Annotated in this window: 13 protein-coding genes; 11 read left to right on the top strand and 2 right to left on the bottom strand. The window is 63.9% G+C overall.

Features of this window, described 5'->3' with window-relative positions:
- Nucleotides 1-4 precede the first annotated feature (4 nt).
- From PspTeo4_RS09725 to PspTeo4_RS09680, 10 genes are all read left to right on the top strand, one after another.
- Nucleotides 5-922, top strand: coding sequence for an AraC family transcriptional regulator (locus PspTeo4_RS09725; protein ID WP_322364834.1), 918 nt, complete (start codon nucleotides 5-7; stop codon nucleotides 920-922).
- 306 nt (nucleotides 923-1,228) lie between these two features.
- Nucleotides 1,229-2,128: an alpha/beta hydrolase gene (locus PspTeo4_RS09720; protein ID WP_322363485.1), complete on the top strand. Its 900-nt coding sequence runs from the start codon at nucleotides 1,229-1,231 to the stop codon at nucleotides 2,126-2,128.
- A gap of 57 nt (nucleotides 2,129-2,185) precedes the next feature.
- Complete coding sequence (locus PspTeo4_RS09715; RefSeq protein WP_322363484.1) at nucleotides 2,186-2,821, top strand: SDR family oxidoreductase; 636 nt, start codon at nucleotides 2,186-2,188, stop codon at nucleotides 2,819-2,821.
- A 40-nt stretch (nucleotides 2,822-2,861) separates the two neighbouring features.
- Nucleotides 2,862-3,800, top strand: a complete 939-nt coding sequence (locus PspTeo4_RS09710) for an alpha/beta hydrolase (protein WP_322363483.1) — start codon at nucleotides 2,862-2,864, stop codon at nucleotides 3,798-3,800.
- A 233-nt stretch (nucleotides 3,801-4,033) separates the two neighbouring features.
- Entirely contained in the window at nucleotides 4,034-4,681 is a 648-nt protein-coding gene (locus PspTeo4_RS09705) for a flavodoxin family protein (protein WP_322363481.1), read from the top strand.
- A 27-nt stretch (nucleotides 4,682-4,708) separates the two neighbouring features.
- The gene (locus tag PspTeo4_RS09700) at nucleotides 4,709-5,623 is read left to right on the top strand and encodes an AraC family transcriptional regulator (RefSeq protein WP_322363480.1); all 915 of its coding nucleotides are present in this window, start codon (nucleotides 4,709-4,711) and stop codon (nucleotides 5,621-5,623) included.
- 57 nt (nucleotides 5,624-5,680) lie between these two features.
- Nucleotides 5,681-6,847: an NADH-dependent flavin oxidoreductase gene (locus PspTeo4_RS09695; RefSeq protein ID WP_322363479.1), complete on the top strand. Its 1,167-nt coding sequence runs from the start codon at nucleotides 5,681-5,683 to the stop codon at nucleotides 6,845-6,847.
- A 63-nt stretch (nucleotides 6,848-6,910) separates the two neighbouring features.
- On the top strand, nucleotides 6,911-8,053 hold the full coding sequence (locus tag PspTeo4_RS09690) for an efflux RND transporter periplasmic adaptor subunit (protein ID WP_322363478.1): 1,143 nt from the start codon (nucleotides 6,911-6,913) through the stop codon (nucleotides 8,051-8,053).
- A 14-nt stretch (nucleotides 8,054-8,067) separates the two neighbouring features.
- Nucleotides 8,068-11,208 carry an efflux RND transporter permease subunit gene (locus PspTeo4_RS09685; RefSeq protein ID WP_322363477.1) on the top strand — a complete coding sequence of 1,047 codons (3,141 nt, stop codon included), beginning with the start codon at nucleotides 8,068-8,070 and terminating at the stop codon, nucleotides 11,206-11,208.
- Complete coding sequence (locus PspTeo4_RS09680; RefSeq protein ID WP_322363476.1) at nucleotides 11,205-12,620, top strand: efflux transporter outer membrane subunit; 1,416 nt, start codon at nucleotides 11,205-11,207, stop codon at nucleotides 12,618-12,620. The genes PspTeo4_RS09685 and PspTeo4_RS09680 overlap by 4 nt, the downstream gene beginning before the upstream one ends.
- Nucleotides 12,621-12,655: 35 nt before the next feature.
- On the opposite strand, the gene PspTeo4_RS09675 is transcribed toward PspTeo4_RS09680, so the two are convergent.
- Nucleotides 12,656-14,281 (bottom strand): GMC family oxidoreductase, encoded by a 1,626-nt coding sequence (locus tag PspTeo4_RS09675; RefSeq protein WP_322363475.1) that lies wholly within the window; start codon nucleotides 14,279-14,281, stop codon nucleotides 12,656-12,658.
- A 151-nt stretch (nucleotides 14,282-14,432) separates the two neighbouring features.
- On the opposite strand from PspTeo4_RS09675, the gene PspTeo4_RS09670 reads away from it, so the two are divergent.
- Nucleotides 14,433-15,356: an AraC family transcriptional regulator gene (locus tag PspTeo4_RS09670; RefSeq protein ID WP_322363474.1), complete on the top strand. Its 924-nt coding sequence runs from the start codon at nucleotides 14,433-14,435 to the stop codon at nucleotides 15,354-15,356.
- Nucleotides 15,357-15,875: 519 nt separating this feature from the next.
- Here the strand turns inward: PspTeo4_RS09670 and PspTeo4_RS09665 are convergent.
- A complete protein-coding gene (locus tag PspTeo4_RS09665; RefSeq protein ID WP_322363473.1) occupies nucleotides 15,876-17,540 on the bottom strand; it encodes an electron transfer flavoprotein-ubiquinone oxidoreductase in 1,665 nt (554 codons plus the stop codon).
- Nucleotides 17,541-17,679 lie beyond the last annotated feature (139 nt).

Genomic DNA, 17,679 nt, shown 5'->3' with positions numbered 1-17,679 from the left:
GTTCATGACCCGCCTCGAGACACCCCGCGACCACGCCGAATCCGCCTTGTCAGGTTTGAGCGCTCTGATTGCTCGGCACGCCCCAAGTTCAGGGGACTTCGCCACCCGTCTACCGTCGCTGAGCCTGCATCGCCGTGCTGCCCCCACTGACCCCATGCCGTGCATCTATGGCCTGGGGCTGGGCGTGGTGGCGCAGGGCAGCAAGCAGGTGATGCAGCAGGAGGCCGTGCTGCATTACCAGGCAGGGCAGGGCATGTTGACCAGCATCGACCAACCCGTGGTTTCCCATGTCTCGTCGGCTTCAGTTGCCAAGCCATTTCTGGGGTTGATGCTGACACTCGACCCCAGCCAAGTCATGCGAACGGTCTCGGACCTGGATTTGCCACCGCCGCCCAAGGCCGGCACTCACCAGGCCATCGTCATCGCCGAACTCGACAGTGGCGTGGCTCGGGCGCTCGAGCGCTTGCTCAGCCTGCTCGATGAGCCAGCGCTGTTCGATCATCTCGCCCCGTTGGTCCTGCAGGAAATCATCGTCAGGCTACTGGTCGGCCAGCACGGGGTGGCGTTGCGGCACCTGGTTGCCGCGGGTTCTCCGATGCAACAGATCGCCAAGGTGGTGGCCTGGTTGAAGCAGAACCTGGCAGAGCAGATGCGGATCGACGATCTGGCCGAGCGGGTGCACATGAGCCCTTCGACCTTCCGCCAACATTTCCGCACGCTGACCGGTGTGAGCCCTTTGCAGTTTCACAAGCAGTTGCGGTTGCAGGAGGCGCGGCAATTGATGCTCAACCAGCATCTGGACGCGGGCCAGGCGGCTGGAATGGTGGGCTACGAAAGCGCTTCACAATTCAGCCGCGAGTACAGTCGAGCCTTCGGTGCACCGCCTCAGCGGGATGTTCGGCGTATGCGTCAGCAAGCGTGACCTCTGCGTAATAGGCAATTTGGTAGAGTCCGCTCTATTGGCTTAACAGCAATTTGCATAACCGCAAGGCCAGTAAAAGCAAAGGTTCTGCCTGAATCCGCAAAGTTGAACTGATTGTGCATTCTCCTTGAAACGTGCAAGCAAGGAGTCAGATTAGGCAAAAACTGCAATACCCCCCTTCCTATACTTGTCTCCATCGAAGGGCAGGCAAGCAGCACGCGCCAAACGAGGCGCAAGCACCTCGCCCTCCGCAACCCAGCATTCGCGCCACTTGCTTCGGCGCGCTGCGTACCCGGAGGCAACACCATGCAGAACGTCCAGTTCAACAACCGCAACATCGTGATGGCCGGCAACCTTTACCTGCCGCCTGCCTTTGTCGAGAGCAAACAGTACCCCGCGATCATCACGGTTCATCCCGGTGGTGGGGTCAAGGAGCAGACTGCCGGCACCTACGCACGGTTGCTGGCAGAGCAGGGGTTCGTGACCCTGGCCTTCGACGCCTCCTACCAAGGCGCCAGCGGTGGTGAGCCACACTTCCTGGATGAACCGATGAACCGCGTGGCCGATGTCTACAGCGCGGTCGACTATCTGACAACCCTTGGCTTTGTCGATGCTCAGCGCATTGGCGTGCTGGGTATCTGCGCCGGTGGCGGTTTCGCGGCCAAGGCCGCCTCGGTCGACCGTCGCATCAAGGCGCTGGCAACTGCCAGTGCGGTCAACGTCGGTGCTGCCACTCGCAAGGGCTGGGAAGGCAAGGGCTCCATCAACGACCTGCTGCCGGTGCTCGATGCGCTGGCTGGTCAGCGCACCGCCGAAGCGGCCGGTGCCGCCCCTGTCTATGCGCCCTACGTACCGCAACTGGGGGACACCAGTGCGCCCCGTGACCTGCAGGAGGCAGCGGATTATTACCTGACGCCTCGCGCCCAGCATCCCAATGCGCAGAACAAGATGTTGATGAACGGTCTCGGCGCCTGGGTGGCGTTCGACGCCTTTGACCTGGTCGATCAGTTGTTGACCCAGCCGACCCTGGTCATCGCCGGCAGCGAAGCAGGTTCGCTGTGGCACAGCCAGGAGCTGCATGCCAAGGCGCTGGGGCAGAAGGAACTGGTGGTGCTCGACGGCCTGGCGCACATGGACCTGTACGACGGTGCCGGCGTCCACAAGGCCCTGCAGCACCTGGCGCCGTTCTTCCAGGCCAGCCTCTGAAGCCATCAGGCGGCGCAAATCCTGCGTCGCCAACCTTACAGATTTCAGGAACAACGTATGAAACATGTACTTGTCATCGGTGCCTCCGGGCAGATCGCCCAATGGGTCATCCGCATGCTGGCCGGGCGCGAAGACGTGAAGCTGACGCTCTACCTGCGTGATGCCGGCAAACTGCAAGATCCCGTTCCATCCAATGCCTCGGTCATCGAGGGCGATGCGCTCGATTCGCGCAGCCTGGTTCGCGCAATGGTTGGCCAGGACATCGTCTACGCCAACCTAGCGGGCGAAATCGACGCACAGACGGACCGCATCATCGCGGCCATGCACGCCGCCGGCCCCAGCCGACTCATTTTCGTCAACTCCCTGGGCATCTACGACGAAGTGCCCGGTGCGTTCGGTGAGTGGAACCGTCGTGAAATCGGGCAGTACCTCGGCCCTTACCGGCGATCGGCGGACCTGATCGAAGCCAGTGATCTGGACTACACCATTCTGCGTGCGGCGTGGCTTAGCGACAGCGACGAAGTGAATTATGAAACCACTGGCCGTCATGAACCCTTCAGCGGAACCGAGGTGTCGCGCAAGAGCGTCGCGGCGCTGATCACCCGAATCATCGACACGCCCACCTGGCTGTCGCGTGACAACGTCGGCGTCAACAAACCGGGCAGCGACGGCGACAAACCGGCCTTTTTGTAAACCGCATCCCTACGTGGATACGGTCACTCTGGAGAATCACATGAGCGATATCAGCATCAAACACGTCCGCTACCAGAACCTGGGTTGGGAAACCGCCGCAGACCTTTACCTGCCGCCGGGCTTCGACCCTTCCAAACAATACCCGGCCGTCGTCAGCACCCACCCGATCGGCAGCTGCAAGGAGCAGACCTCGGGCAACGTATACGGTGCGGGCCTGGCAAAGGAGGGCTTTGTGGTGATCGCCTTCGACGCCAGCTTCCAGGGCGCGAGCGGCGGTGAGCCGCGCTTCGTCGAAGACCCGTCGATCCGCGTGTCCGACATCCGCTTTGCCATCGACTACCTGGTGACGCTGCCCTATGTCGACCCCGCTCGCATAGGCGCCATCGGCATCTGCGGCGGTGGTGCGTACACGGTGCATGCCGCCATCACCGACCACCGGATCAAGGCATTGGTCTCGGTCACCGGGGTCAACTTCGGTCGCCTGATCCGCGAAGGCTTCAGCAACTTCGACCCGGTCTCTGCCTTGCAGGCCATGGCCGCCCAGCGCACCGCCGAAGCTCAGGGTGGCAGCCGGCACGTGATCAACTACCTGCCAGCGTCCGTCGAGGAAGGGCGCAAGGCTGGCATCACTGACATCGACGTGCTCGAAGCGACCGACTACTACAAGACGCCGCGTGGCCAGCAAGCCAACGGTGCCACCAGCGGCCTGTTCTCGTTCAATAGTGCGGCGTTCGGTTGGGATGCCTTCCTGCATGCCGAAGTGCTGTTGACCCAGCCGTTGCTGGTGGTCATCGGTGACAAGCCGGGCGGCTTCGGTGCGTATCGCGATGGCTGGGAAATCTACGGTCGGGCGGCTTCGACCGACAAGCAGATTTTCGTGGCTGAAGGTTGGTCGCACTACGACCTGTACGACAAGGCCGAGCCCGTCGCGCTGACCATGGCCCAGGCGGTGCCCTTCCTGCGCAAGCATCTGCAGTAATGCCAGCAGCCGGCCTGCGTGCGATGCATGCAGGCCGCGTTGCGAGAATTTGCTGAAATAGGCAAATAGTCTTATTTCCCCATCACCAGTGACATCAGGGTAGCCCATGACTAATGGGCTGTGTGGGGGAGGCTTGCCTTAAATCTCAACGGATCAAGCAACTCTACAGTTGGAATAGGCAAAGAAGCTCTGGCCTTCGTCCTTATACTGAATTCAATGTGAGGAGAACGATCATGTCGATGGCGAGATGGGCCCTGATTGCCTTGGTTGCGGTAGTGCTGGTGCCGCTGCTGGTACTGGTTTCGGTGAGCTGGATCGAACAACGCCAGGCGCGCCGCAATCAGGTCGAGGCATTGGACAGCTGCGCCCCGGCATCGCGTACCGCGGTGATCTACTACTCGCGCTCGGGCAATACCGCAGTTGCCGCTCGCCATGTCGCCTGCCGCCTGGGTGCAAAACTGATTGCCCTCGAGGCACCCGAGTATGCCCTGGGCGTGCGTGGGCTGGCGCGAGCACTTCAGGATGCTCGCAGTGAATCGGCACGCATCGCGCCCGTCAGCGTCGATCTGAGTGCCTACGACACCGTTTACCTCGGGTCGCCGGTCTGGCTGTACAGCCCGGCACCGCCGATCTGGGCTTTTGTCGCGGGGCAGCGCCTGGATGGCAAGCGCGTGGTGCTGTTCAACACCTACAACAGTCACTTCGCGCCCGAATACATCGCGGCGTTCCGTGAGCGGGTCATGGCTCAGGGCGCCAGCAGTTTCGAGCATCGTGCGGTGCTGCGCGGGCGCATGACCCGGCAGCTGACCCGCGAGCAGATGCTGCAACACATCGATCAGGACTGGTTGCCCGCGAGCACGCCGTCAACCCCGATCCATTGATCTGCCAAACGTTTACCGAGGTAGCCCATGAACGCGCCTTTCGAACCGTCGCGGCCGGCGCATGCCGACAGTCGCGCCCTGGCCATGGCCATTGCCCGCATCGCGCCCTCCGACGGTGACTACGAGACTGCCATTCCAGGCTTGACCTTGCACCGCCGCCGGGTTGTCACCCAACCGATGCACTGCATCTACGGCCTGGGGCTGGGGATTACCGCCCAGGGCGAGAAACAGGTCGTGCTGGGCGAAGAGGTCCTGCATTTCGGGCCGGGGCAGTCGTTGCTGACCGCCGTCGATTTACCGGTGGTGTCCAAGGTGGTCAAGGGCAGCCATGCCGAACCGTTTCTCGGCATGATGCTGCACCTGGCGCCCCAGGACATCCTGCAACTGGCCACCGAATTGCGCCTGCCGTCGCCCACCCGTGATTGCGGCTTTTGCTCGATGGCCGTGGAGCCTTTGTCCGACGGCCTGCTGGATGCGGCGCTGCGCCTTGTGCAATTGCTGTCGGACCCGGTTCTGCTCCCTTATCTGGCACCGTTGATCCAACGCGAGATCGCCTACCGCCTGCTGACAGGGCCCCATGGCGCGCAACTGCGCCACCTGATCAACCAGGGGGCACCCAGCCAGCAGATCGCCAGCGCCATCAACTGGCTCAAGCGCCACTTCGCCGAGCCACTGAAGCTCGAGCTGTTGGCCGCCAGCTGCCACATGAGCCCTTCGACCTTCCGCCAGCACTTTCGCACGATCACCGGCTTGAGCCCGCTGCAATACCAGAAGCAGTTGCGCCTGCAGGAAGCCCGCCAGCTGATGCTCACGCAAAACCTGGATGCGAGCGTGACCGCGGCGCGGGTTGGTTACGAAAGTGCTTCGCAGTTCAGCCGTGAATACGCCCGGCTGTTTGGCGAGCCGCCCCAGCGCGACATACGCCGCTTGCGCATGAATTGAATCGCCCCTTGTCATTCTGGTCGGCACCCGCAGTGCTGGCCGCATCTGGAAAGCACCATGAAACCGATCTATCCCGACATCTTCCGTCCCTTGCACTTCGCCAACGGCCTGAGCGTCAGCAATCGCCTGGCCATGGCGCCGATGACCACCTGGTCCGCCAACCCTGACGCGAGCATTTCCGAGCAGGAGCTGGACTACTACCGTCGCCGCGTGAACGGGGTAGGGCTGGTGATCACCGGTTGCACCCACGTCAGCCCAGAAGGTATTGGCTTCGATGCCGAGTTCGCTGCCTGGGACGACCGCTTCCTGCCCAGCTTGCGGCGTCTGGCGCAGGCCGCGAAAAGCGGCGGGGCGCCGGCGGTGCTGCAGATTTTCCACGCAGGCAGCAAAGCCATCGCCGCGCAGACACCCGAGGGTGAAGTGGTCAGCGCCAGTGCGGTCAAGGCCCCGGCAGGCCCGTTCAACAGCGGCATTCCCACGCCCAGGGCGTTGACCGAAGCGCAGATTCTCGCGCTGATCGAGGCCTTCGCCCAGGCCACCCGGCGCGCCATCGAGGCCGGGTTCGATGGCGTCGAGCTGCATGGTGCGCATGGTTTTTTGATTCAGAACTTCCTGTCGCCGGCCGCCAACCAGCGCGACGATCAGTGGGGAGGCTCGCGGGAAAACCGCATGCGCTTCCCCTTGGCACTGGTGCAGGCCCTGCAGCAGGTGGTCCGCGAACATGCGCAGCGCCCGTTCCTGATCGGTTACCGGATATCACTCGAGGAAGCCCAGGAGGGCGGCCTGCGTCTCGACGATTCCCTGGCAATGGTCGAGCGCCTGGCGCAGGCGGGGGTCGATTACCTGCATGTGTCTCTTTACGACCTGCTCAACGCCAAGCCCATCAACGGCGAATCGCAGAGCGTGGCCCCAGTGCTGACCATCGAGCGTGCACTAGCACAAGTTGCCGACCGGTTGCCCGTGATCGCGGCCGGCCAGATCACTACGCCGGAGCAGGCAGAGGCCGCCTTGGCCTTGGGCCTGTCGATGGTTGCCCTGGGCCGGGGGTTGGTCATCAATCCCGACTGGGTCGCCTTGGCCCGTGAAGGCAAGGCTGAACAGATCGAACAGCAACTCGATGTGCGCGCCATCCCGGACAACGCCGTGCCCGAGGGCCTGTGGCGTGCCATCAGTGCCACTCCCGGCTGGTTCGCCCTGCGCGACGCCGAGGCTTTGGTCGACTGACCGAAGGGGCGTGCCATTACGCGCCCGAGCGAATTTTTCCACCCTTTCAAGGAGAACCTACCGGTGACTCTCTCTCGTTCCGTGCGTGCCGCCCCGGCATTGCTCCCCTTGGCGCTCGCCGCGCTGCTGGCCGGTTGCGGCAAGCAGGAAGCGGCCGCGCCCGCCGCCGCGCCCCAGGTGGGCGTCTATCAGGTCAAGGCCCAAACGCTGGTGTTGACCAGCGACCTGCCTGGCCGAACCTCGGCCTATCGCGTGGCTGAAGTACGCCCGCAAGTGTCGGGCATCATTCAGAAGCGCGCCTTCGAAGAAGGCAGCGAGGTCAAGCAAGGCCAGGCGCTGTACCAGATCGACCCGCGCACCTACAACGCCCAACTGGCTCGCGCCGAGGCCAACCTGCGCAGTGCCGGCAACCTGGCCCAGCGTTATCAGCGCCTGTTGCAAACCCAGGCGGTCAGCCAGCAGCAGTACGATGACGCCCAGGCCACCTGGCTGCAGGCTCAGGCCGATGCGCAGATGGCGCGGATCAATGTGCAGTACACCCAAGTGCTGTCGCCGATCTCGGGTCGCATCGACCGTTCGAGGGTGACGGAGGGCGCGCTGGTCACCAACGGTCAGGCGCAGGAGCTGGCCACCGTGACCCAGCTCGACCCGATCTATGTCGACGTGACCCAACCGATCACCAAGCTGCTTGGCCTGCAACGTGCCCTGGAGTCTGGGCATCTGCAGAACGGCGCCAAGCAGGCCGAGGTCAGCCTGGCCCTGGATGATGGCAGCCCGTACCCACTAAAGGGCACGCTGAAGTTCTCGGAAGTGCGGGTTGACCCCACCACCGGGTCCGTGACCCTGCGCGCCGAGTTTCCCAATCCGCAGCGCACCCTGCTGCCAGGCATGTTCGTGCGTGCCCGGCTCATCGAGGGGGTGAGCGAGACGGCACTGCTGGTGCCGCAACAGGCGGTCGTGCGCGACACCCGTGGCCAGCCGCTGGTGTGGCTGGTCGGCACCGACAACCAGGTGCAGCAACGTGAGGTCGAGGTGCTGCGCACCGTCGGCAACGCCTGGTTGATCGGCAAGGGCCTGACCTCTGGCGATCGCGTCGTCACCGAAGGCCTGCAGCGCCTGAGCAAGGGTATCCAGGTCGAGCCGGTCGAAGCCGGTAACGTCAACCTGGTCACCGACTTCACCGGCCCCGCCCAAGCGGCCAACTGAGGAGCACCCACCTCATGTCACGCTTTTTCATCGATCGTCCGATCTTCGCCTGGGTCCTGGCGATGGTCGCGATGCTGGCCGGCATGCTCTCGCTGCTGAACATGCCAGTCAGCCAGTACCCGAACATCGCGGCGCCGGCGGTCTCCATCCAGGTGTCCTACCCGGGCGCTTCGGCGCAGACCGTTCAGGACACCGTGGTCCAGGTCATCGAACAGCAGATGAGCGGCCTGGATGGGTTCCGCTACATGTCCGCCGAAAGCAACGCCGACGGCAGCATGACCATCATCGTCACCTTCGAGCAGGGGGTTAACCCGGACATCGCCCAGGTGCAGGTGCAGAACAAACTGCAACTGGCAACGCCACGCCTGCCCGAGGAGGTGCAGCGCCAGGGCCTGCGGGTGGTCAAGTACCAGCAGAACTTCTTCCTGGTGGTGGGCCTGGTGGACAAGTCCGGCAAGCTGGACAACTTCGACCTGAGCAACATCATTGCCTCGGACCTGCAGGACCCGATTTCCCGGGTTAACGGTGTGGGTGACGTGATGCTGTTCGGCGCCCCTTACGCCATGCGCATCTGGCTCGACCCCAGCAAGCTCAACAGCTTCCAGCTGACCCCGAGCGATGTGGCGGCGGCGATCCGTGAGCAGAACGTGCAAGTGTCCTCCGGCCAGCTTGGCGGCCTGCCGACCCGTGGCGGCGTGCAGTTGAACGCCACCATCATCGGCAAGACCCGCATGACCAACGTGCATGAGTTCGAGGAGGTACTGGTCAAGGTCAATGCCGACGGTTCGCAGGTGCGGGTCAAGGACGTGGCCAAGGTCGCCCTGGGTGCGGACAACTTCTCCATCAGCATCCGCCACAACGGCCACGAGTCTTCTGGCCTGGCCCTGCGTCTGGCGCCGGGAGGCAACCTGCTGGAGACCTCGAAGGCGGTGCGCGCCGTGGTGGAGAAGCAGGCGAAAAACCTGCCGGAAGGGGTCGAAGTGATCTTCCCCTACGACACCACACCGGTGGTTACCGCGTCGATCGACTCAGTGATCCACACCATCTTCGAAGCGGTGGTGCTGGTGTTCCTGGTGATGTTCCTGTTCCTACAGAGTTTCCGGGCCACGCTGATTCCGACCTTGGCGATTCCGGTGGTGCTGCTGGCGACCTTTGCGGTGTTGCCGCTCTTCGGCATCACCATCAATGCCCTGGCCATGTATGCCATGGTGCTGGCCATCGGTTTGCTGGTGGACGATGCCATCGTCGTGGTGGAGAACGTCGAGCGCCTGATGCATGACGAAGGGCTGTCGCCACTGGAGGCCACGCGCAAGTCCATGCAGCAGATATCCGGTGCCTTGATCGGTATCGGTACGGTGCTGTCGGCCGTGTTCGTGCCGATGGCGTTCTTCGGCGGCTCGGCGGGCATCATCTACAAACAGTTCGCCGTCACCGTGGTGGTGTGCATGGGCATCTCGGTGCTGGTGGCATTGATCTTCACCCCCGCATTGTGCGCGACCATCCTCAAGGCCCCGCAAGGCCACGGCCATACCGAGAAGAAAGGCTTCTTCGGCTGGTTCAACCGTACCTTCGACCGAGGCACCCAGCGCTTCGAGCGCGGCGTGCAGCATATGCTCGGGCGTCGTGGCCGCTACTTGCTGATCTTCCTGATCATCACGGTGGGCACAGGCTACCTGTTCACCCGCATTCCCAATGCGTTCCTGCCCAACGAAGACCAGGGCGTACTGATCATCGAGGCGCGCATGCCGGTCAACGGTTCGGCCGAGCGTACCGAGGCGGTGCTGAGCCAGGTCACCGATTACCTGCTCAAGAACGAGAGCGACATCGTCGACTCCGTGCTGACGGTCAACGGCTTCAACTTCGCCGGTCGCGGGCAGAACTCCGGCGTGGCGTTCGTGTTGCTCAAGGACTGGGGCAAGCGGCATGCCGCAGGCAAGGACGTGTTCAGTTTGGCCGAGCGCGCCAACGCCAGCTTCGCCGGAGTCAAGGACGCCACCGTCATGGCCTTCGTGCCGCCGGCGATCCTCGAGATGGGTAATGCCATGGGCTTTGACTTCTACCTGCAGGACAACGCGGGCCTGGGCCACGACGGGCTGATGGCCGCGCGCGACCAGTTCCTCGCCCTGGCCGCCAAGAGCCCGGTGCTGATGGCTGTGCGCCCGAACGGCAAGGGTGACGAGCCGCAATACAAGATCGAGATCGACGAAGAAAAGGCTCGCACCTTGCAGGTGAGTATCCAGGCGATCAACGACACCATGTCGGCGGCCTGGGGCTCGATGTACGTCAACGACTTCATCGACCGCGGGCGAATCAAGCGGGTCTACCTGCAGGGTGAGGACACCTCGCGCATCGGCCCGGAAGACTTCGACAAGTGGTACGTACGCAACAACCGTGGGCAGATGGTGCCGTTCTCGGCCTTCGCCACCGGCCGCTGGGTTTCCGGCTCGCCGAAGCTCGAGCGCTTCGGGGGGATCTCGGCGGTGCAGATCCTCGGCCAGCCTGCGCCGGGCTACAGCACGGGTGACGCGATGGTCGCCATCGCCGAGATCATGCAGCAGATGCCCAATGGCGTTGGCCTGAGCTACAACGGCCTGTCCTACGAGGAGATCAAGACCGGCAGCCAGGCACCGATGCTCTATGCCCTGACCGTGCTGATCGTGTTCCTGTGCCTGGCGGCGCTGTACGAGAGCTGGTCGGTGCCGGCAGCGGTAATTGCTATCGTGCCGGTGGGCATTCTCGGCGCGGTGCTGGCGACCCTGTGGCGTGACCTGAGCGCCGACGTGTACTTCCAGATCGGCTTGATGACCACCATCGGCCTGACCGCGAAGAACGCGATCCTGATCATCGAGTTCGCCAAGGAGTTGTACGAGCGCGAAGGCGTGCCGCTGGTCAGGGCAGCCGTGGAAGCGGCTCGCCTGCGACTGCGGCCGATCCTGATGACTTCCATGGCGTTCACCTTCGGTGTGCTGCCCATGGCCCGCGCTGCCGGGGCAGGCTCCGGCAGCCAGCATTCCCTGGCCACCGGTGTAGTGGGCGGGATGATCACCGCCACTGTGCTCGCGGTGTTCTTCGTGCCGCTGTTCTACGTGGCAGTGGTGGCATTGTTCGAGCGGGGCACCAAGCGTCAAGCCGCCCCGGAAGGAGAGAAGGCATGAAGCTCAAGACCCTGAGCCTGGCGGTGGCCCTCGCGCTGAGCGGTTGCAGCCTGATTCCCGACTACCAGCGCCCACAGGCGGATATTCCCGCTGTCTGGCCACAGGGCGCGGCCTATGCCGCGTCCACCAAAGCCGACGATGCGGCGTTGATGGACTGGCAGTCAGTGTTCCAGGACCCTGCGCTGCAACGCCTGGTCGGCCAGGCCTTGGCCAACAACACCGATCTGCGCCAGGCCGTGTTGAATGTCGAGGCCTACCGGGCGTTGCACCGTATCCAGCGGGCGGAGCAGTTCCCGAGCGTCGATCTGGGCGTCGGTGGCAGCCGCCAGCGGGTACCGGCCGATCTGTCGCCGACCGACGAGGCAGGCATCCAGAGTCAGTATCAGGCGGCGTTGGGTGTGTCCTATGAACTGGACCTGTTCGGCCGCTTGCGCAGCCTCAGCCAGGCCGCCGCCGAGCAATACCTGGCCTCGGACGCGGCGCGCTACAGCGTGCAGGTTTCGCTGGTGGCCGATGTGGCCACCGCCTACCTGACCTGGCGCGCCGATCAGGACCAGCTGACACTGGCCCGCTCGACCCTGAAAAGCCAGAGCGACAGCCTTGGGCTGGTGGAGGATCGCTTGAACAACGGCACCGCCTCGCAGATCGATGTCAGGCAGGCCCGAACCTTGGTATCCCAGGCCCAGGTGCAGGAGAGCCTGTACACCCGCCAGGTAGCTCAGGACCTCAACGCCCTGGAGCGATTGATCGGTGGCCGGTTGCCGGCAGACCTGCCCCAGGGCCGGCCATTGTCCGAGCCAATGCTGGCGCAGTTTCCCGCGGGGCTGAGCTCCGATGTCCTGCTGCGCCGCCCCGATATCCGTGCGGCCGAGCACCGCCTGCTGGCGGCCAACGCCAATATCGGCGCGGCGCGGGCGGCATTCTTCCCGAGCATCACCTTGACCGGTGCGGCCGGGACATCCAGTGCCGAACTCGACGGCCTGTTCAAGGGCGGCTCGGGGATGTGGCAGTTCATGCCGCAGATCAACCTGCCGATCTTCAACGCCGGGCGCCTGCAGGCCGAGCTGGATTACGCCAGGATTCGCCGCGACATCAACGTCAGCGAGTACGAAGGCGCGATCCAGACCGCGTTTCAGGAGGTCGCCGACGGGCTGGCGGCCCGTGGCACCTATGGCAAGCAATTGCACAGCCAGCAGGGCAGGGTGGATGACAACCAGGCCTACTACGACCTGGCCCGCCAGCGCTATGACGAAGGCGTGGACAGTTATCTGAGCGTGCTCGATGCCCAGCGCGAGCTGTTCAGTGCCCGCCAGCAACTGATCCAGGACCGGCTTGGGCAGTTGACCTCCGAGGTCGACCTGTTCAAGGCCATGGGCGGTGGCTGGCAAGTGCAGCGGTCGGCGAGCCTATAGGGCTGCCATGCAGCCCTGGCGCTCCGGTCCGTTATCTACTGCGGGTTGGCGAGTATCAGATCGGCGGCTTTTTCGCCGATCATGATCGCCGGGGCGTTGGTGTTGCCAGACAACGGCGTTGGCATGATCGAGCAGTCGGCAACGCGCAGCCCCGTGGCGCCTCGCAGGCGCAGCTGCGCATCGACCACCGCCAGCGGGTCGCTGGCAGGCCCCATCCGGGCGGTGCCCATGTGGTGGAAGGCGGTGCCGCCGGATTGGCGAACGAAATCGAGAATCTCATCGTCGCTGTCGCCCACCTGCGCGCCCGGGAACCCCTCCTGGACGAAATAGGGCGCGAACGAGGACGCGCGCATCAGTCGCCTGGCCATGCGCACCACCTCGATGATTGCCTCACGGTCGATGGTGCTGTCGAGGTAGTTGGGCTGGATCTCCGGTGCCACGTCGATGCAGGTCGATTTGGCGCGCACATGGCCACGGCTTTGCGGGCGCTGCTGGTAGCCGCCGATGGTCATGCCGGGGTAGGTGTCCAGCCGTCCGGTTTCTCCGGCCTTGAAGCTGCCTGGGGTGAAGGACATCTGCAGGTCGGGGTCGGGCATGGTCGGGTCGGTACGGTGGAACAGCCGCATCGGTACCGGACCCATGCCGAGGATGCTCGGTTTGCCCCGCAGCCAGTTGAAGGCCTCGCCGACCAGCGCCAGCCCGCGGGCGCGTTGGTTCAGGGTGACGACGCCTTGCAGTTGTGCGCTCAGGCGCACCTGGTAGTGGTCCGAGAGGTTGGCGCCCACGCCGGGTGAGGCAATCAGCAGTTGCTGGCCGATGCTGCGCAGGTGTTCGGGGTCACCCACACCTGAAACCTGCAACAATCTGGGGGTGTTGATCGCGCCAGCGCTGAGGATCACTTCGCGTCTGGCCATGACACTGGCCTGCAGACGCTGGCCCTTGCCGTGCAGGTAGCGCACGCCGATGGCCCGCCGGTCACGAAACAGCACCTGCTCCACCAGGCATTCGGTCTTGATGGTTACCCGGCGCGTCTGCCTGGCCGCGTTGAGGTACGTCACCGCCGTGCTGGCGCGGCGCGCCAGGCCCCGGCGGGTGTCGATGGTGAACTGGAAATTGCCCACGCCATCCTGGGTCGCACCGTTGTAGTCATCGTTGTACGCGATGCCCTGGGCGATGGCCGCGTCGATGAAACAGCGGTACAGCGGGCTGGGGTAGTCGGGGTCGGTCACCGTGATAGGGCCGTCTTCACCTCGGTAGCCGGGTTCGCCTGGGCCGATGCGGCGCTCGGCCTTGCGAAAATACGGCAGCACATCCTGATAACTCCAGCTGCTGTTGCCCAGGCTTGCCCAGGTGTCGTAGTCGGCCGGCTGGCAACGGTTGTAGACCATGCCGTTGATCGAGCTGGAGCCACCCAGCACCTTGCCCTGCACCAGCGGCAGCGAGCGGCCGTTGGCTCCGGGCACCGGGGCGCTGACGAAGCCCCAGGTCAACCTGGGGTTGGACACCGCCTTGATGAAGCCGGCTGGCAGGTGAATCATCGGGTCACGGTCCGCCGGGCCGGCCTCCAGCAGGCAGACACTGTGTCCGGCCTCGGCAAGGCGCAGCGCCAGGACGGCGCCGGAACTACCGGCACCGACGATGATGTAGTCGAATTCAGCCATCGATCAGTTTCCTTGTTCTTATGGTTTTTCAGCGTGCGGCCAGCTACTGGTGGCGCCACATTCCGCAGGCCGGGCCAAGCAAGTCTGGGCAGTCGCCCCGGGACGGACAATGTGGTGAAGTCTCGATTCCATTCGCTATCGTCTCGCTGCCATGGACCCACTGTGCGAAGTACTGAACCTGATGCACCCCGGTATCACTCGCTCGGCCGCTCTGGATGCGGCCGGGCCGTGGTCGTTGCGTTTTCCGCCTGCCCAAGGCATCAAGTTCTGCTCGGTGGAGCGAGGTGTCTGCTGGATTGCCATGGCGGATGGGCCCTACCAGCGGCTGGAGTCCGGTGACTGCTTCGTGCTCAGCAAGGGTTGGGCATTCGTGGTCAGCAACGACCCGACACTGACGCCAGTCGATGCCTACTCGCTGATCACGCCAGGGCACCAGGGCGTGAAGACCCTCAATGGCGGTGGCGACGAGTTGATCGTCAGCTGCCAGTTGCTGCTTGACGACGACCTGGTCGAGCGGCTGCTCGATCCATTGCCGGCGATGGTGCGGGTCGAAGGTGGCAGCGAACAGGGCGCGGCCTTGCGTAGTTCGCTGACCCGGCTGACCGACGAGCTGGTACAACCCAAGGCGGGCGGTGCGCTAGTGATCGAACACCTGGTCCGCCTGCTGCTGGTGGACACGCTGCGGCTGTTTCTGCAACGTCGACCGCCCGAGTTGCCCCAGGGCTGGTTGCAAGCACTGTCCGATGCGCCGTTGGGCCTGACGATCCAGGCGATGCACGAGCGCCCCACGCACGCCTGGACCGTCGCCCAGCTAGCCGCATTGGCGGGCATGTCCCGGGCGGTGTTCGCGCGTCGCTTCAAGGCGGCCATGGGGCTGGCGCCGATCGAGTACCTGGGGCGCTGGCGCATGCTGCGGGCCGCCTCGTTGCTGCGCAGCGGCAACCTGTCAATCGCCAGGGTCGCCGAAAGGGTCGGCTACAGCTCGGAATATGCCTTCATCACGGCATTCACCCGGGTGATGGGCTGCCCGCCAGGTCGCTACCGGCGCCAGGCCAAGCACGCCGATGCGTTGTGAATCGATGAACGGGTAGCCACGCAGGTGATCGCGTGCGCTGCGAATGTCTTGCTGGTGTGTTTCCTGGCAATCGTCGCTGGCATGACACTCCGGGTACTTAAGTGTCAGGCTGACGAAGGCGGCATTGCCCAGCAATTCGTCATAGCGCTTGCGTTGCGATGGCTCGGCGGCATGAGCGGGCGCAAGGGTATAAATGATTGCCGGGTAGCATTCGTTCGGGTCGAAACCTAGCGGCAGGCGCAGCAGCGCTTCCAACACCCGGCCGGCTGGGGTCAGGGTGACCACGGTGGATTGCTGGGTCCTGCTCATCGGCATGCGCTCCTTTGGTCTTCGGCTGCAGCGCGACAGCATACAAGCGCTGTTTCTGCAGATAATCCCGCTGACCGCGACAGCACTGGTAAGCCAGGCTAACCAATGGCGAAACAGGCAAGGTTTCGCTTGGAACAGGCAAAGCTAACGCCTCCGCGCCCTGGATACTGACATTCCAGAGCACGGAACGAGTGGCCGGCTATGCGCGCATTACATATTCGGGTAGTTCGGCCCACCTGCACCTTCAGGAGTGGCCCAGGTGATGTTCTGGGCCGGGTCCTTGATGTCGCAGGTCTTGCAGTGCACGCAGTTCTGCGCGTTGACCTGGAAGCGCTTGTTGCCGTCTTCCTGGGTGACCACTTCGTACACGCCGGCCGGGCAGTAGCGCTGCGCCGGTTCGTCGTACAGCGGCAGGTTGCTGGCGATCGGCACGTTCGGGTCGGTCAGCTTCAGGTGGCAGGGTTGTTCCTCTTCGTGGTTGGTGCTGGAGAGGAATACCGAGCTGAGCTTGTCGAAGCTGAGCTTGCCGTCCGGTTTCGGGTAGTCGATCTTCTGCGAGTCGGCGGCCAGCTTGAGGCAGGCATAGTCCGGCTTGGTGTCGTGCAGGGTGAACGGCAGCTTGCCGCCGAACCAGTTCTGGTCGATGTAGTTGAACGCACCGCCGAACAGCGGGCCGAACTTGTGCAGTGCCGGGCCGAAGTTGCGGCTGGCGAACAGCTCTTCATGCAGCCAGCTGGCCTTGAAGGCGTCGACATAGGTGTTGAGTGCGTCGCCACCCTCGCTGCCGGCGATCAGCGCGTCGGCCACGGCGTCGGCGGCGAGCATGCCGGACTTCATCGCGGTGTGGCTGCCCTTGATCTTGGAGAAGTTCAGGGTGCCGAGGTCACAACCGATCAGTGCGCCGCCGTTGAACACCATCTTCGGCAGCGAGTTCAGGCCGCCCTTGCAGATAGCGCGGGCGCCGTAGCTGATGCGCTTGCCGCCTTCGAGGTACTGGGCCATCACCGGGTGGTGCTTCAGGCGCTGGAACTCATCGAACGGCGAGAGGTACGGGTTGGCGTAGGACAGGTCGACGATCAGGCCGACCACCACCTGGTTGTTCTCCAGGTGATAGAGGAACGAGCCACCGGTGTTGTCGGCGCTCATCACGTCCAGCGGCCAGCCGGCGGTGTGCACCACCAGGCCCTGTTCGTGCTTGGCCGGGTCGATTTCCCAGATTTCCTTGAGACCGATGCCGTAGTGCTGCACGTCGGATTCGCTGTCGAGGTTGAAGCGCTTGATCAGCTGTTTGCCGATATGGCCACGGCAACCTTCGGCGAACAGGGTGTACTTGCCACGCAGTTCCATGCCGGGGGTATACATGCCGTCTTTCGGGTTGCCTTCACGGTCGACACCCATGTCACCAGTGACAATGCCGCGCACTACGCCGTTTTCGTCGAACAGCGCTTCCTGGGCGGCGAAGCCCGGGTAGACTTCCACGCCCAGGTTCTCGGCCTGCTGGGCCAGCCAGCGGCACAGGTTGCCCAGCGAGATGATGTAGTTGCCCTGGTTGTGCATGGTCTTGGGCACGAACAGGTCGGGGACCTTGGTCGAGCTGCCAGCATCCTTGAGCACGTAGATGTCGTCGCGCTTCACTTCGGTGTTCAGTGGCGCGCCGAGTTCTTTCCAGTCGGGGAACAGCTCGTTCAGGGCGCGGGGTTCGAACACCGCGCCGGAGAGGATGTGGGCGCCGACTTCGGAGCCTTTCTCGACCACGCAGACGCTGATCTCGCTACCGGCTTCGGCGGCCTTCTGCTTCAGGCGGCAGGCGGCGGACAGGCCCGCCGGGCCGGCGCCGACGATGACCACGTCGAATTCCATGTATTCGCGTTCCACTTTCGATTTCTCCTGACAGGACTGTGCGGCGAATTGTTGGACGGCAAGGCCGGCCGCCACGGACTTGCGTGTGCCCAGATCATTGGAAATGCGAAACGATATTTCAACCCGCGAAACAAGCTTGTTCCGCCTGGTGCAA

It is taken from the genome of Pseudomonas sp. Teo4 (assembly GCF_034387475.1).
Taxonomy (GTDB): domain Bacteria; phylum Pseudomonadota; class Gammaproteobacteria; order Pseudomonadales; family Pseudomonadaceae; genus Aquipseudomonas.
Note: the sequence above shows the minus strand (reverse complement) of the source record. Positions and strands in the feature narration are given on the sequence as shown.